This window comes from Vibrio sp. A1-1 (assembly GCF_021728175.1).
Classification (GTDB): Bacteria; Pseudomonadota; Gammaproteobacteria; order Enterobacterales; family Vibrionaceae; genus Vibrio; species Vibrio diabolicus.
The window spans coordinates 142,803-158,430 of the sequence record NZ_JAKKCL010000003.1 but is presented as its reverse complement, the minus strand read 5'-3'; the positions used below and the strand labels follow the sequence as shown (position 1 = coordinate 158,430).

Genomic DNA, 15,628 nt, shown 5'->3' with positions numbered 1-15,628 from the left:
TTAAAGTGGGTAAACCAGCCGCAATATTGGGCAGCTTTCATCTTTGTCCTAAAAAAACAGGAAAAATTCCTCATGTAGGTGGCCCGGTCGTAGTTGGCTCGCCAAACGTGACAATTGGCGGCATTCCAGCGGCTAGGCAGGGAGATAAGCTTATCTGTATAGGTCCTCCGGATAGCATCTCAGCAGGCTCTTCTAGCGTTACAATCAACGGTAAGCCAGCGGCAAGGGTCGGGGATTCAACGTCTCATGGTGGTAAAATTCTGTCTGGCATGCCTACGGTTTTAATCGGAGGCTAGATGCCACTCGCATTTCAAACTCATCTTCTTGCCATTAATGGCAGGCCATACACTGTTCGTGATATAGCTAACGAATGTTTTAGATTGCCCGCAGAAACACCAAGATCCTATCCTGATCAATCACTGTATGAGCAGATATTAAATCTTGTGCGCTCTAAGCGCGAGATACTGGAGCAAAGTGATATCAAAGGGAATATCTGTGTTCTTTTACCGTCTTCGGTAGATAAAAGCTTGCTTAAGGCATTGATAAACGAGTTTTCTCTTATCCTTGGTAACTCTGCCAATAGAGAAATTTATTTTTATCCTTATGGTCAAGCGGCGTTCTTGATGGCGCTAAATCGGATAAACCGTGAAGTTAACGAAACACAAGCAACTTGGATACTGGCTATAGAAATTGCTCGCGATGCAGAAGAGCATGCCAAATCTCAAAACTCGATCATTTTGACGAAGTGCTTTTTTCAACAGTCCGGCCTTGTTACTGATGATGTTCGAATTGATTTAGATACCAAACAACAAAGCATTGCTGTCGATAAAGTGTTCAAACAACTTGGAGTAGGGTGTGATCACTCACTTAGTGAGTTGCATTTATCCATTGATGGAGATGAGCCTCGATGGTTAAATGCTATGCAACTCTTGTCTCCCTGGGTGACCGATCAAACTCAGTATCAATTTATTGATGTTAAACTAGGAGGGCTGGGCGCATGCGGAGGTGTTTTAAAAGTGTTAATGATTGAGGAGCATCAAAGAAGTAGCCTCAACTCAGACTTCCACGTTTTACAAGCTGATATCGAGCCAGATGGTTATACGGTGGGAGTTCTATACAATTGGCATAACGAGTAGTTCTGGATCTAGTTTGTCCCTTCTAAACGTTGGCTTTTAATGGTTTAAATGTGACGGTTATGTTTACTCGAGACCATCACTTAATGTTGCTTAAAAGGTGTTTATACAACGTTCTTCTCGCTTTCTGGTGAAATAGTGAACCATAGAACATAAACTACATGAAAAGCTGTTCGACTCAAGATATCCTAACCCAAATTAAATAAATTGAGCTTTGGTTTGTGCCAGATTCAGCCAGTCACGTAATACTCTGATGTTTACACGGCTGAAATTCGGATTCTTGCAGGAGCAAACCTTGCTTAAAGATTTGGCGGAAAGTGAATTCGAATGAAGTTTATCCACACCTCAGATTGGCATCTTGGTCGACAATTCCACAATGTATCACTACTCGAAGATCAACAAGCAGTACTCGAACAACTGATTAACTATATTGAACACAACCCCGTCGATGCCGTTGTAGTGGCGGGAGATATTTATGACCGTTCGGTGCCACCAACGGTTGCAATAGAACTGCTAAATCGAGTCGTGAAGCGTATTTGTACTGAACTGAAAACACCGATGATATTGATATCTGGCAACCATGATGGTGCAGAACGATTAGGTTTTGGCTCAGAGCAAATGAAAAATGCAGGCCTTCATATTGTTAGTAACTTTGAAGATATGCTAACTCCCATCATCATAAAAACGGACTCTGCGGGTGAGGTAGCGTTTTATGGCATGCCTTATAACGACCCTGAACAGGTCAGATTTGCCTACAAAACCTCGGTATCAACTCATGATGAGGCACATCAACTGCTTGTAGAGCAAATAAGAGAGCATTTCATTTCAGAGCAAAGGCGTGTTCTCGTTAGCCACTGTTTTGTTGATGGTGCTATTGAGTCTGACTCTGAACGACCACTATCTATTGGTGGCTCTGATCGCGTAAGTCATGAGCATTTCTTAGATTTCGACTACGTCGCACTTGGTCATTTACATCAGCCTCAGAAGAAAGGCGCAGAGCATATCCGTTATTCTGGTTCACTTATGAAGTATAGTTTTGGTGAACAGAACCAGAAGAAAGGCTTCACGTTAGTCGAACTAGACAAGAAAGGATTTGTCTCTGCTAAACATATTGAGCTAATTGCCCCTCATGAAATGCGCATTGTTGAGGGAGAGCTAGATAAAGTCATAGAGCAGGGCAAGACTGACCCTAAAAATGAAGATTATTTGTTAGTTCGTTTGATGGATAAACATGCGATTTTAAATCCAATGGAAAAGCTTCGTTCGGTGTATCCAAACGTTTTACATCTTGAGAAACCGGGTATGTTAATTGGGGTAGAGCAGGAAATGGCGCAAGCAAAGTTGGCCCGAAGCGAAATTGATATGTTCCGAGACTTTTTTATTGAGGCACAAGATAGTCAATTATCCCAAGAGCAAGAACAAGCCGTTACTGACATTATTAAGCAATTATCACAGCAATAGGGACCAAAGATGAAACCAATTAAACTTACCATGCAAGCCTTTGGTCCGTTTGCAAAAACCGAAGTCATTGACTTTGAAAAGCTTGGCCGTAACCCTCTGTTTTTGATTAATGGTCCTACAGGCTCAGGTAAAACGTCGATCTTAGATGCCATTTGCTTTGCCCTTTACGGTGAAACTACCGGTAATGAGCGGCAAGGCATCCAGATGCGATGTGACTTATCGGCGCAAGACTTACCAACCGAAGTCGTTCTAGAATTTTCGTTACATGGCAAACAATACCGAGTTGTGCGATCTCCAGAGCAGGAAGCGCCCAAAGCGCGTGGTGAAGGGATAACGGTAAAAAAGCACACTGCGGCTCTTTATGAACTCGGCGAGACCGAAAAGCTCATCACTAGCAAGACGACTCAAGTTAAAACAGAAGTGAGCAATATTATTGGTTTGAATGAAACGCAATTTCGCCAAGTAATGGTATTGCCTCAAGGAAAATTCCGGGAGCTGTTGCTTGCTAGTTCTAAAGAGCGCGAAGAAATTTTTGGTCAGCTCTTTCAAACGGACATATATAAAAAAATTGAGTACGCGCTCAAAGATAAAGCGAGCGCAATCAGTAAAGCGAAAGATGAATTTGATAATCAAATTCGAGGCGCTTTACAAGTTGCAGGAGTGAGTTCAGAGCAGGAATTATTACACCAGCTCGAACAAGCAACTGAGCAGCTAGAGGTCGATAGAAAGAAAGAACAAGCTTCGTTAGATAAGCTAAATGTTGCTAAATCTGAATTGCAAAAAGCGGAAACTATTAATGGAGAGTTTTCGAAACGAGAGCAAGCAGAAAACGCACTCAAGCTGCATCTAGAACACTCAGACTCGATAAAAGTTCGTCAACAGCAATTAGAAAATGCTAAAAATGCCAATAAGATAGAATTACCCTACGTCTCATTACAAAATGCAAAAACTCAAACTCAAGAGCTCAGACAAAAAATCGTAGCTTTGAAAGAGAGCCTTGATAAAGCCAATGCTGTTACGAAAGAAAAAGAAAACTTGCAGCAAAGTGCAAAAGAAGCCGCGGCAAAAGTCCCACAGTTAACGCAACTGCAGTATCAACTTGAAAGCATGAAAGACAAGTTGCTTGAAAAAGCCAACTTGGAAAGAAAAATAACGGCAGGTCATCAACAAAAGCAACAATTTGAAGCAACGTTAAAACAGTACATAGAGCTGAAAGACAAGTTGGCGTTTCAGGCGCAACAGGGCCAGAAAGATCTAGAGCAAGCCCGAGTAGATGTTGCGCTTGTTGGCAGCATCGATGCGGAAATAAAACAAAAACAACGACTACTACAGGATCTACAAAAGCTGCATGGTCTTACTTTGGAGCTCTCTAAACTCACGGCGTTAACCGTAAGCAAGCAGCAGTCATTACAGGAGGCCAGTCAGCGCTATATGCAGTGTCAACAAGCCGCTGATACGATAGAGCTTAAGTGGCACAACGCTCAAGCGGCAGTATTAGCGCAGCGACTAAAGGCAGGTGAAGCATGTCCGGTATGTGGCAGCCAAGCGCATCCTAACCCTGCGACGTTTGTTGAAGAAGTCGTTACAAAAGAGCAAGTTCAGGCTGCCAGAGTGAAAGAAAGAGAAGCTCAAACCTCACTGAACCAGCTAAGTAATCAGCAAGAACAACATAACGTTGTCATTATTCAGCATCAGAATCAAATCGACCAGTTGAAAGAAGAGCTTGGTGAGCATGCAGCATCTGAGATCTCGACGGTTCAAACTGAGTTGCAGGCGCTTAATGATCAACTTCTACGTCTACAATCTATTGATATTGAAAAGCTAGAAAAGAACGTTGAACAGCTTAATCAACGCTGCTTAGTGGGTGAAAATAAAATTCATGAGTTGCAGAATCAAATGGCGGCAAATGAATCAACCGTTCAAGCAAACCAAGAACAATTGACTCAATTACAAGCTTCCATTGATCCGAAATACAGTTCCGTTGATGCGCTTGAGCGTGACATTTTGCTCACAAAAGAGCAAATTCTGACCTTGAATACAGGTTTAGAAAAGGCGCAAAACGCTTTGCAGCAAGCGGTATTAGCGCAATCGAATGCTGAAAGTCAGTTAGTGACGAACAAGCAGTGGCTATCTGAGTCAGAACAAAAGCTTAGCCAAGCAGAATTAGCGTGGAATGAGGCATTACAGGCGAGTAAATTTGAGGATGAAAGCAGTTATCTAAATAGCAGAGTGACAGATGATGAGCTTCAAGCGTGGCAGAAAGAAATAGACAACTTCAAACAGACACAAACCAAGCTTGAACAAACACTACATGATTTAAACCATGCATTGAAAGCGCTTGAAAGACCGGACTTGGATTCGCTTAACGACAGCTTAACCACTCTGCAGGCGCAGTATATTGAAGTAAGGAATCAGCTCGATACCACGCGCTCAACCTTTGAGCGAATTGAAAAAGTTCGTAAAGATATTGATACGCTGCATGAGAAAAATAGTAAGTTAGAAGAAGAGTACAAAGTGTTTGGTACGTTATACGACGTTGCCAGCGGTAAAACAGGCAGCAGGGTTAGCCTGCATCGCTTTGTTCTTGGTGTACTGTTGGATGATGTGTTGATTCAGGCCTCTCAACGTTTAAGCCTCATGAGTAAAGGGCGCTATATTCTTGCTCGAAAAACAGAGGGCTTCAAAGGCGCTGCGGGTCGCGGCTTAGATTTAATGGTTGAAGATGGTTACACAGGAAAAACACGTGATGTTGCGACACTTTCCGGTGGTGAATCGTTTATGGCAGCGCTTGCTTTGGCGCTTGGCTTGTCGGATGTTGTACAATCCTATAGTGGTGGTATCCGTTTAGACACTTTATTCATTGATGAGGGGTTCGGTAGTTTAGACCCAGAATCTTTGGATCTCGCGATTCAAACGCTAGTGGATTTACAACAGACTGGACGCATGATCGGTGTTATTTCTCACGTTTCTGAGTTAAAAGAACAAATGGCGCAGAGGATTGATGTTGAACCATCAAGAGTCGGTTCGACAGTATCGGTCAAATCTCAATGTAGCTTCGCTGTCTAATTCAGTTGCTATCACAAAACCCAAAGCCCCTATCTAGGGGCTTTCTTACTTAATCGCTACTGTTCGCAAAAGTGGCCTTCTTTTGGCGACTGGGTAATCGCATACTCACCATCTAGGTTGCGATAAACAACTGTATTCCAAATAGAGCCATCATCCAATTCAAACTCAATGGCATAGTTGACGCCGCTAACGATTTGCGCGTGAACGTTCAGTATTTGTTTGAACGACGCTATTGTGTCCATTCTTTTCAAAACAAAAGCCATTGCCTTTTGTGCATCAGGGGTAGCATTAAACTCATTCCACCCACCTGGCATGTTTCCTTGTGTATTACATACATCTGCCGAGGTTGTTAATTGTGTCGCTTGGCTTGGGTTTTCCTGCTGGCAACCCGCAAGTAATACCAAAAGTGCACAAACTGACACTGTTTTTAATTTCATAACAATAACCTCTGTCTATATCGCGACGTATTATAGGAGGGTGATATGACAGCGTATGTCTATATTGTGCAAAGTTTCTATATGCATACGGTTAAATGCTGACAAAATAGACAAGTATGACCAACTTGTAAGTAAAACATAAAACAATATTGTTAGGGAATTGCTGACATAACGAGGTTTTGGTGTTCAGCATACTATTGACAATGAAGAACTGTGATGTCTAGCTACGTACATTTGGGACAGTGGTGCGACTTAGTGATCGATTTGCTACCTTCTACAGTAAAATCAATCACTAAATCAAATTTAGGTGTTGTATGAAATCGCTAAAAACATTATTACTTTTATCACTTGTTACTTTATTTGGCTGTACCTCTAAACCTGATGGGGTGGAGCCAGTTAACAATTTTGATTTAGAGCCTTATCTAGGCAAGTGGTATGAAATCGCACGGCTCGATCATTCGTTTGAGCGTGGTCTATCCAACGTTACGGCCGATTATCGGCTTCGCGAGGATGGTGGGGTTAAGGTGACAAACCGCGGATATTCAGAAGAAGATCAACAGTGGTCCGAAGCTGAAGGTAAAGCTTATTTTGTTGAAGACGAAACGGTTGCGCACTTAAAAGTCTCCTTTTTTGGGCCAATCTATTCTTCTTACATTGTGTTTGAGCTAGGTGAAAACTATGACTATGCGTTTGTCTCTGGTTACAACCACGATTACTTGTGGCTATTGTCTAGAACACCCAACGTTGATGAGAAAATCCTGGAGCGTTTTAAGCAGGTTGCTAAAGAGAAAGGTTTCGCGTTAGATGAGCTAATTCTCGTTGATCAAGAGAGTGGACGACAGTTTTAAGTTCATCAATGTGACTTCTAAAATCAACAGAAGCGAAGTTTCTGTCTCGCGGTTTTGAGTTTTGCTTGGAATATTTTTATTACCTTGTAACCTCATGTGGTCAAAAATATAGCCCCATCATTTGTGATTACTCGTGATGGGGCTTATATAAATTTGAGTGAGCGTCGAAAGGTAGATCTATCGACAAACGGTTATGGTTTACTTAATCAAACGAACGATCAGAGAGCCAGGCGCCCGAATAGATTCCACATTGTGGCTGAGCACTGTACCACTTGTAGGGGCGGTGTAGCGCTCAACTTCAGTGCCAAAGCTGTCGTATTGAATCGCAACCAGTTGGCCTTGCTCGACAAAATCCATCAAACCGACATGAGGTAGTACAAAGCCGCCATGTGTCGCTTTCACACTGACGATCTCGTTTCCTTCCAAGCATGAAGTGATAGGCTCTATCTCACCTTCTACGACGTTATGCTGCTTCAACACATTTAAAATGCCTGATACGGTTCGACTAATGAGTTTTTGCTCTGTGTAGCGCCCCATACCCACTTCAACCGTAATGCTTGGGACACCATGGTTATTCCAAACTGTTTCAAGGACGCCAGCATCTCCAGGATCATTTAAAATCGCATCAGGATTAATGAGACGAGCCATTTCTAATGATTGCTCAATTCGGAAGTCTGCAAACACGTATAGTGGATAGGCCGCACCACTGGTTTGAGTGTGAAGGTCAATGGCTAAATCAGCATTTGGCTTGAGCAGATCATTCCACAATGCATATAAGTAGCGTTGTGCCTCATTGCCATTTTGGTCACCAGGGAAAAAACGGTTTAAGTTTGCAGGAGACGCATCCGGGTCTGCGGAATAGAAATCGCGGCTGTGGTTTAGCATACCTGGCATGTTAATGGTTGGAACAATAGTGACAGTACCAGCGACTTCAGTGCCAATGAGTTCTCTAGCGGTCTTCTGCGCTGCTAACACACCATTATATTCATCACCATGAACCCCTGCGGTGATCATGATTTTCTTGCCAGGTTTTTCACCTTTGAATACCAAAACAGGAAGATGTTGCCACTGAGAGAGCGCGTTGGTCGCGATGCGGAACCAAAACTTATGCTCACCCGGACCTAGGTCTGCTACATTGAGAGATTGAATCACTTGATGACCTTGAATCATGTCATCGAGAAGTTGTGTTGCCATTAAAGTTACCACTCCAAAACCATAAGCCAATCTAAAACCTTAACGTCGCCATACGAAGAGTATTAATAAGGCGAGAACGTGTCTCGCCTTAGTGCCAATTGATTTCGTTTTACGCAAACCCCATTATGTGAGCTGCGATAACGACGACACTCGACAGGGTAAAGAGTAATAGGATAAATCGCCAGCAGAATTTTGCCCAATCACCCCAGTCGATGCGGCAGACACCAAGCGTTGCCATCAAGGATGCTGAAGTAGGGACGATAACGTTGGTAAAGCCATCTCCAAGTTGGAATGACAAAACGGCAACTTGGCGCGTGACACCTGCAATATCCGCCAATGGTGCTAATAAAGGCATCGTCAGTGCCGCTTGTCCAGATCCGGAAGTAACGAAGAAGTTGAAGATAGATTGGAATACATACATTAACCATGCCGCAGCTACGTCAGGAAGCCCACTGATCACGCCGCCAGCACTGTTCAGAATAGAATTCAGTACACTCGCTTCATCAGTCGTACCGCCACCTAGGATAAGTAACACACCTTTCGCACAACCAACCAATAGAGCAGGAGCAAGCATAATAGCCGCCCCCTCCTTAAACGCATCGGCTGCGCAGTTGAGCGTCATACCGTTTAAGCGAAAAATCGTACCGATGATCGCGACAACAAAGCCCATAGTGAAGAATTGAGAAGCGATTTCTGGGATGTACCATGCGTTAGCGACCACGCCCCAAACAACCCATACTGTGGTTGCAATAACCGTAAGAATAACGAGTGTATCGCCGATATTCCAACGAGAATCTTGATTGCCAAGCTCTTGCTGACGGAAATATTTGTCTGTGCGGTGACTGTAAGAAAGTTCTGGGTTTGACTTCACGCGAGCGGCGTAGATCATGGTGAAGGCGATACCGATTAACGTAAAGCCAGCCCATAACCCCATGCGCACTGTCATGCCGGATAAAACAGGTACTCCCGCAATACCTTGTGCAATAGCAACAGAGAAAGGGTTCATCCAAGATGTTGCGAAACCAATTTGAGTCGCCACGTAGGTCACCATTACCGTAGTGATACCATCGTAACCAAGGCGAACCATAAGCGGAGCGATAATAATCGCAAATGCTACGGCTTCTTCACCCATACCAAATACCGCACCGCCCAGAGAGAACAGCAAAAATAGCACTGGAATGAATAGCGCTTCGTTACCTTTGGTCTTATCGATAAGGCGCAAGATACCGTTGTCGATGGTGCCTGTTCGCATTACAACGCCGAAAGCACCACCGATAACCAACATGAACATAATCACGCCGATCGCGCTGCCCCATTTAGAGCCTGAAACTAGCCCTTCGAATGGGAAGTTCATTAAACCAATGCCACCACCAGAAGTAAACAGGCCAACCTTGTTGTAAACCAATTCACCGTTTTCGTCGGTTGCATAAGAGAAAGAAGATGGATCGATAACCGTGCGAGTTTTTTCTGCACCATCGACCATATAAGTCACTTGCTGACTGTCAAAATGGCCAGCAGGAATTAAGTAGGTAAGAATCGCAGCGAGAATACCAACAATGAAGATCAAAATGAGGGTATCTGGCATCTGCCATGATTTGGGTGTAGCAACCGAGTCCGTTGGTTGCGCATGTGTGTGAGACATAACTTACTTCACGTTAAATTCAATGAAGCATGAAATATCAATAAAACAGAATAAAAAGTCAACATTAATGGAAATATTGAACTATAAATTCATCAAATATTTGAAGTGAAGTCATTGTGATTATTTTACAAGCAAAGTTTGGTTAAATGTTTTGGTTCGGGTCGAGGGCTCACAAGCTCTTGTTGTGAGCCGAGATAAACAAATCATTTGTCTTGCGTCTGTTCTGCATAAAATGCAGCGACATCACGAAGATCCTCATCATTTAACATTCTTAATTGTGCGCCCATCATTTCGGCAAGCGGCCCTTTACGTTCGCCTGCTTGGTAAGACTTCATCGCATCGTATAGATACTGGGCATTTTGACCTGCAAGATTTGGATAGGCATCATTACCTGCGACGCCTGTTGCACCATGACAATAGACGCAGCTAGGGGATTTGATTTTACCTTTATCAGCATCACCAAAAGGCGCGGCATGGCTAGCGGAAGAGAAAATAAGAGAGGTTAGAAGTACAAATCTGAACATGAAGATTGTCTATTCGCTAAAAAGTCATATCGATACAATAAAGCTTCCCCTTAGGGGAAGCTCAATGATCAAAATCAAACTAAAGCAGAGATTTAATGCTTGATAAGAAATTGTCGATATCTTGCGCTGAAATGTCTTTATGAGTCACGAAACGAATGGGGTTTCCAGGTGTTATCGTGATATTTTGTTCCTTTAGTTTCGCAGCGATATTTACTATGTCCACTTGAGGATCAAGCTTCGCGAATACGATATTCGTTTGAACAAATTCAGGGTTGACTGAAAAACCAGGCAGTTCAGCTAAACCTTCCGCTAAGGTTTTTGCGTTGGTATGATCTTGTTTTAGCTGTTCCACTTGTTCGGTAAGGGCGAGTTTGCCTGCTGCGGCAAGAATACCCGCTTGACGCATACCACCGCCGACCATCTTTCTTAAGCGACGTGCTTTTGCGATGTACTCTTTGCTACCAAGCAGTAACGAACCAACAGGGGCAGCCAAACCTTTCGACAGACAAATCGTCATTGAATCAAAATACTGACCGATTTCTTTTACCGAAACATCTAAAGCAACCGCTGCATTGAATACTCTTGCGCCGTCGAGATGCATCTTCAAATTGTTCTTATTCACGAAGTCACGAGCTTCTGCTAAGTAAGACAGAGGCAGCACTTTGCCATTAATCGTGTTTTCTAAGCTGAGCAGCTTGGTACGAGCAAAGTGACAATCATCTGGCTTAATCGCCGCTGCCAGTTTATCAAATGGGAGTGTGCCATCTGGGTTATTTTCGACTGGTTGAGGTTGAATTGACCCAAGTACTGCTGCGCCGCCAGCTTCGTACTTGTAGTTATGTGCTTGCTGCCCACACAGATATTCATCTCCGCGTTCACAATGCGCCATTAGGCCGAGCAGATTGGCTTGCGTGCCTGAAGTGGTAAACAAAGCCGCTTCGAATCCTGCAAGCTCTGCGGCAAACTCCTCAAGCTCATTGACCGTAGGGTCATCACCATAAACATCATCCCCAACGGGGGCCTTAAACATGGCCTCTCGCATTGCTTGGGTAGGCTGTGTAACGGTATCTGATCGAAAATCCATGAATGTCTCCTTGGTCAAAGTCCTAAATATATCCGCAAAGGCGCGCTTTGCTTAAACAAGCGATCGTTTTGGCATCGGTAATTGTGCCATCAATAATCTTGTCTTCGAGTTGTTGGAGTGACAAGGTAACAACCTCAATCACTTCATCTTCATCACATTCGTAACGGTTGGTTTGGCTGAGCTTCTCAGCAACAAATAGGTACTGTATCTCATCACAAAATCCGGCAAGGGGAGTGACTTGGCCGAGAGAAGTGAATTTTTCTGCACTATAGCCCGTTTCTTCTTCTAGCTCTCTTTTTGCGCAGCAGAGAGGGTCTTCATTGCCTTCTCTTGTACCAGCAGGGAGCTCCAGAAGCCATTTATTAAGTGAAGGGCGAAATTGATGGACTAGGACTACCTCTCCTTCCGTTGTAATCGGGAGAATCACCGCAGCGCCCGGATGATGGATTGTGGTGTGCGTAATTGCCTGTCCTGTAGGAAGCATAACCTCTTCTTCAATCAGAGAAATTTGCTTCCATTTATGAATTATTTTGCTCATGCAGTTATTAACCCTAGCTGTTACCGCATTTTGACGTTTTTCGACATTAACCACAAATGGTGGGAAACAAAAGCAAAAAATGTTGCAACACTACGAAAGCGTTTGCACTTTCAGTGAGCTGTATCTCATAAATGGAAACTTTGATTGCTGGCTAAAGAAGGGGGTAAGCATCTGCTATAAGGGGAATTCAACAAAATACATTTGTAACAAAGTTATAACAAGTGTATAAAAATGTTAACGCAATACCAGTTCAGCAGCCGGAGAACGTATGACACAAACCTTATTTGCCTCAAATGCCGAAAAAGCGCTTCTCTCAGAACGCATCAACAAGTTGGCTAAAGCGTTAACGGATGGCGTTTATGAACGCGAACATACCATCAAGCTCTGCCTCCTTGCGGCACTTGCTGGTGAAAGTGTTTTTCTTTTAGGCCCACCTGGCATTGCAAAAAGCTTAATTGCCAAGCGACTTATCCAAGCGTTCGATAATAGCAGTTACTTTGAATACCTGATGACTCGATTCTCAACACCTGAAGAAGTTTTTGGGCCACTGAGTATTCAAGAACTCAAAGATAACGGTCGTTATGTTCGCTTAACTAAAGGGTATTTGCCAACCGCACAAGTCGTATTTTTAGATGAAATCTGGAAGGCGGGCCCCGCCATTCTGAATACATTGCTGACAGTGGTCAATGAGAAAACGTTCAAAAATGGCAGCGATATTGAGCGTGTGCCAATGCGTTTGTTGGTATCGGCGTCCAATGAACTGCCAGATGAAGACAGTGGTTTGGATGCACTCTATGACCGCATGTTGGTGCGCGTGTTTGTGAATCGAATTCAGAATAAACAAAACTTTAAGTCGATGTTGACGGTAGGCACGTCACAAGAGGCACAAGTGCCAGAAGGGCTAGCAATAACAGATGAAGAATATCATCAATGGCAACAGCAGCTCGACAAGCTGACGTTAACCGATAATGCATTCGAGAAGCTTTTCCAGCTTAAAACGATGTTAGAAAGCAAAGTCGAAGCTCAGTTTGGCGATGTCGCTAATACCGACATGTATGTGTCTGACCGCCGCTGGAAGAAAGCCGTGAAGTTGTTAAAAGCGAGCGCGTTTTTTAATGGTCGCGATGAAATCAATCCGCTTGACCTTCTGCTGCTGCAAGATTGTTTATGGAACAGCCCTGAATCGCGAGACGTGGTACGCGAAGTGGTACAAGAGTTCGCCCTAAAACATGCATTTGACCAACAAGACGCCGAACAGGAAATTGAATACTGTCGCGAGTCTTTGGTCGATGTTCAGCATGAGCTTGAAGATGCCTATCGCATGACGTTAACGTCTGAAGCGGCAACGGGTATTCTGCGCAAAGAAACCATGCGCTTTGATACCTCTAAAGCCAAGATGTACAAAGTTGGCGCAGCCGTTAACTTAGTTAAATTGGTTGTCTTGCAAAGCAACATGTCGGTTTCAGAATCAGAGAAAGGCGATAGCCGCTGGGTTTACGTGCCAAAAGATGAACTAGACCGAGTCATCAAAGAAGGACACGGTGATGTGTATGGCTACGTCAATCAAAACACCAACATGTGTCGTTTACGATTTGATGTTGATGCCGCAAATAACCTAGTTATTCGTGATATCGCAAACCGAGGCATTCTGGTGAGCTTAGTGACTCAAGAGGGTTTGGATGTAGAGCTTTACCAAAAGTGGTTAACGCAGAGTGAAAAAGCCGTAAATCAACTCAGTGAAGCAGAGCACCATATGCGCAAGGTAAAAGCGAATTTCCATGATGCGCTTCCGCATAGCTTTGTTGATCCTGAGCTACCACGCCTAATGGAGTCGAGTCTTCAGCAGGTCAGTCAGAGACTTGAGTCTATCCAAGCTGAAAGCGAGAAAGTTATCCAACGCTTTAAAAACTTACATCAGTTTTTCTCATAAGGAGACGACATGCTAGGTGCAGACGGACTTAACCTCGCGCTGATGGTAGCCGACTCTGGCATCATCGATAGTGCAGTTAATGATTTAATGGCGCGTTCACAAGTCATGATGATGGCAGAAAACCGAGGCGTTAAATCTTCAGTCAAAGGCCACTTATTAAAGTGGAGGGGCAGTGTTAAAAAACGGATTACCAAGGTATGTGAGACAGAGCGTTTCCAACAAGAGCTGTCTTTATATCAAGAGGTCATTCACTGGGATGAAGAGGCGTTTTTCGAAAACATCGAAGATGTGATTAAAAAGCTTGAGTGGCACTCCGCTTTTTATATGCAGGCTCGCCGAATGATGGAGAAGAACAAGGGGATGAATAATCCCATGTTCCCACATTACTTCTGTGATCAATGGTACCAAAGTCTAGCCGATGCGATTAAGCAAGCGCAAGTAAGCGAGCTTGAGGCCAATAAAGAGAAAGTGCTGAATGACCTGTATCAGCGTATGGAGACCATGCGTAATATGGATAAGGTCACGGAGTCGGGTGATGCTGAAAGTGTAGGGCGCTTATGGGATATGGCATCTGCCAAGTTGAGCAAAACTGACTTAACAGTGATGAAACGCCATGCGGAGTTTCTGAAGAAGCACCAAGGCTTGCAAGAAATAGCCGAGCAACTTGGCCGTATGGCGGGGCAAGTGAATGATCCCGAACTTAACCGCGCGCCTACTGAAGAGCTACAAATGATCGAAGAGAAGAGTGATGAAGCGACAGATGATATTGTCGGCATTCACGAAAGCGATGATTTAAATAAGCTACTTCCCAACGAAACGATGTTTTTGGCGTATCCTGAACTCGAGGTCGTGTTCTATAAACACTTAGTCGATAAACGACTTATGAACTACCGTACACAGGGCAAATCGCGCACGTTACGTAAAGTTAAAGCTCACCGACCTGACAACAAAGCGGTAGATATCGAAAAAGGACCGTTTATTGTGTGTGTGGACGCGTCCGGCTCAATGAGCGGGTTTCCTGAACAATGCGCCAAAGCCATGGCTTATGCTCTGATGCAAATCGCATTAGCGGAGCAACGTGACTGCTATGTCATTATTTTTTCGACGGAACACATTACGTACGAGCTAACCAAACAAGATGGTCTGCGCGAGGCGGCGGACTTTTTAACTTATAGCTTCCATGGTGGTACAGACTTAGAGCCAACTTTGATCAAATCTATCGACTTGATGAGCGGTGATAAGTACAAAAATGCCGATATGGTGGTCATTTCCGACTTTATCGCGCCAAAACAACAAGACGAGTTGCTTGCCAAAGTGGATGCGCTTAAAGCGAAGAAAAACCGTTTTCACGCGATCAGCCTATCTAAATACGGAAACCCGGCATTGATGTCGATGTTTGATCACACGTGGTCTTATCATCCTAATGTTGTGGGCAGGTTGCTTAAACGGGTCGGTAATTACTAAGTGACATTGAAATTCTATTGAGTAAAACGTACAGGAAGCTAGATTTATATTGCTTCGTTTTAAGCCGATAAGATCGAACTTTGGTCTAATTGGCTTAAAAGAAATCAAACAAACAGAAAATGAAAGATTTTTGTTTGACTATCTTCTCTCAATCCGTAAAGTAGCCACCAACGCAACGGGGAAGAGCCCTGAAGCGAAGTAAAAAAGGCGCCTTGGCAGAGTGGCTATGCAGCGGATTGCAAATCCGTGGACCTCGGTTCGACTCCGGGAGGCGCCTCCATTATTCTTTTGAGAGTTAATGGCTTTC

13 protein-coding genes and 1 tRNA gene are annotated in these 15,628 nt (G+C 43.8%); 8 read left to right on the top strand and 6 right to left on the bottom strand.

The window, feature by feature from the left end; translation table 11 throughout:
- The first annotated feature begins 5 nt into the window (after positions 1-5).
- The 4 genes from L3V30_RS07685 (at position 6) to L3V30_RS07670 (ending at position 5,660) form a co-directional block, all read left to right on the top strand.
- Positions 6-296 (top strand): PAAR domain-containing protein, encoded by a 291-nt coding sequence (locus L3V30_RS07685; protein WP_005375969.1) that lies wholly within the window; start codon positions 6-8, stop codon positions 294-296.
- Positions 297-1,136: an NAD/NADP transhydrogenase subunit beta gene (locus tag L3V30_RS07680; protein WP_167427554.1), complete on the top strand. Its 840-nt coding sequence runs from the start codon at positions 297-299 to the stop codon at positions 1,134-1,136. It begins immediately after the preceding gene.
- A 324-nt stretch (positions 1,137-1,460) separates the two neighbouring features.
- Positions 1,461-2,594: an exonuclease SbcCD subunit D gene (locus L3V30_RS07675; protein WP_012842192.1), complete on the top strand. Its 1,134-nt coding sequence runs from the start codon at positions 1,461-1,463 to the stop codon at positions 2,592-2,594.
- A gap of 9 nt (positions 2,595-2,603) precedes the next feature.
- The gene (locus L3V30_RS07670; RefSeq protein ID WP_237308628.1) at positions 2,604-5,660 is read left to right on the top strand and encodes an SMC family ATPase; all 3,057 of its coding nucleotides are present in this window, start codon (positions 2,604-2,606) and stop codon (positions 5,658-5,660) included.
- A gap of 56 nt (positions 5,661-5,716) precedes the next feature.
- Here L3V30_RS07670 and L3V30_RS07665 read toward each other — a convergent pair whose 3' ends face one another.
- The gene (locus L3V30_RS07665; RefSeq protein ID WP_005396397.1) at positions 5,717-6,097 is read right to left on the bottom strand and encodes a cystatin domain-containing protein; all 381 of its coding nucleotides are present in this window, start codon (positions 6,095-6,097) and stop codon (positions 5,717-5,719) included.
- Between the two features lie 314 nt (positions 6,098-6,411).
- On the opposite strand from L3V30_RS07665, the gene L3V30_RS07660 reads away from it, so the two are divergent.
- Positions 6,412-6,945 (top strand): lipocalin family protein, encoded by a 534-nt coding sequence (locus L3V30_RS07660; protein ID WP_104970757.1) that lies wholly within the window; start codon positions 6,412-6,414, stop codon positions 6,943-6,945.
- Positions 6,946-7,143: 198 nt separating this feature from the next.
- Here the strand turns inward: L3V30_RS07660 and L3V30_RS07655 are convergent, their stop codons facing one another.
- The 5 genes from L3V30_RS07655 to L3V30_RS07635 all read right to left on the bottom strand — a co-directional run bounded on the left by L3V30_RS07655 (position 7,144) and on the right by L3V30_RS07635 (position 11,927).
- Complete coding sequence (locus L3V30_RS07655) at positions 7,144-8,139, bottom strand: succinylglutamate desuccinylase/aspartoacylase family protein (RefSeq protein ID WP_124007977.1); 996 nt, start codon at positions 8,137-8,139, stop codon at positions 7,144-7,146.
- A gap of 109 nt (positions 8,140-8,248) precedes the next feature.
- Positions 8,249-9,781, bottom strand: a complete 1,533-nt coding sequence (gene yfcC, locus L3V30_RS07650; RefSeq protein WP_237308627.1) for a putative basic amino acid antiporter YfcC — start codon at positions 9,779-9,781, stop codon at positions 8,249-8,251.
- A 203-nt stretch (positions 9,782-9,984) separates the two neighbouring features.
- Complete coding sequence (locus tag L3V30_RS07645; protein WP_005396401.1) at positions 9,985-10,305, bottom strand: cytochrome c; 321 nt, start codon at positions 10,303-10,305, stop codon at positions 9,985-9,987.
- A 79-nt stretch (positions 10,306-10,384) separates the two neighbouring features.
- Entirely contained in the window at positions 10,385-11,389 is a 1,005-nt protein-coding gene (gene ltaE, locus L3V30_RS07640) for a low-specificity L-threonine aldolase (protein ID WP_237308626.1), read from the bottom strand.
- 22 nt (positions 11,390-11,411) lie between these two features.
- A complete protein-coding gene (locus tag L3V30_RS07635) occupies positions 11,412-11,927 on the bottom strand; it encodes an NUDIX hydrolase (RefSeq protein WP_047009230.1) in 516 nt (171 codons plus the stop codon).
- A 268-nt stretch (positions 11,928-12,195) separates the two neighbouring features.
- Here L3V30_RS07635 and L3V30_RS07630 point away from each other — a divergent pair, with 268 nt between their 5' ends.
- The 3 genes from L3V30_RS07630 to L3V30_RS07620 all read left to right on the top strand — a co-directional run bounded on the left by L3V30_RS07630 (position 12,196) and on the right by L3V30_RS07620 (position 15,601).
- Positions 12,196-13,857, top strand: a complete 1,662-nt coding sequence (locus L3V30_RS07630) for an ATPase RavA domain-containing protein (RefSeq protein WP_237308625.1) — start codon at positions 12,196-12,198, stop codon at positions 13,855-13,857.
- A 9-nt stretch (positions 13,858-13,866) separates the two neighbouring features.
- Complete coding sequence (gene viaA / locus L3V30_RS07625) at positions 13,867-15,321, top strand: ATPase RavA stimulator ViaA (RefSeq protein WP_012842207.1); 1,455 nt, start codon at positions 13,867-13,869, stop codon at positions 15,319-15,321.
- A gap of 206 nt (positions 15,322-15,527) precedes the next feature.
- Positions 15,528-15,601: transfer RNA gene (locus L3V30_RS07620), tRNA-Cys, on the top strand.
- Positions 15,602-15,628: the final 27 nt, after the last annotated feature.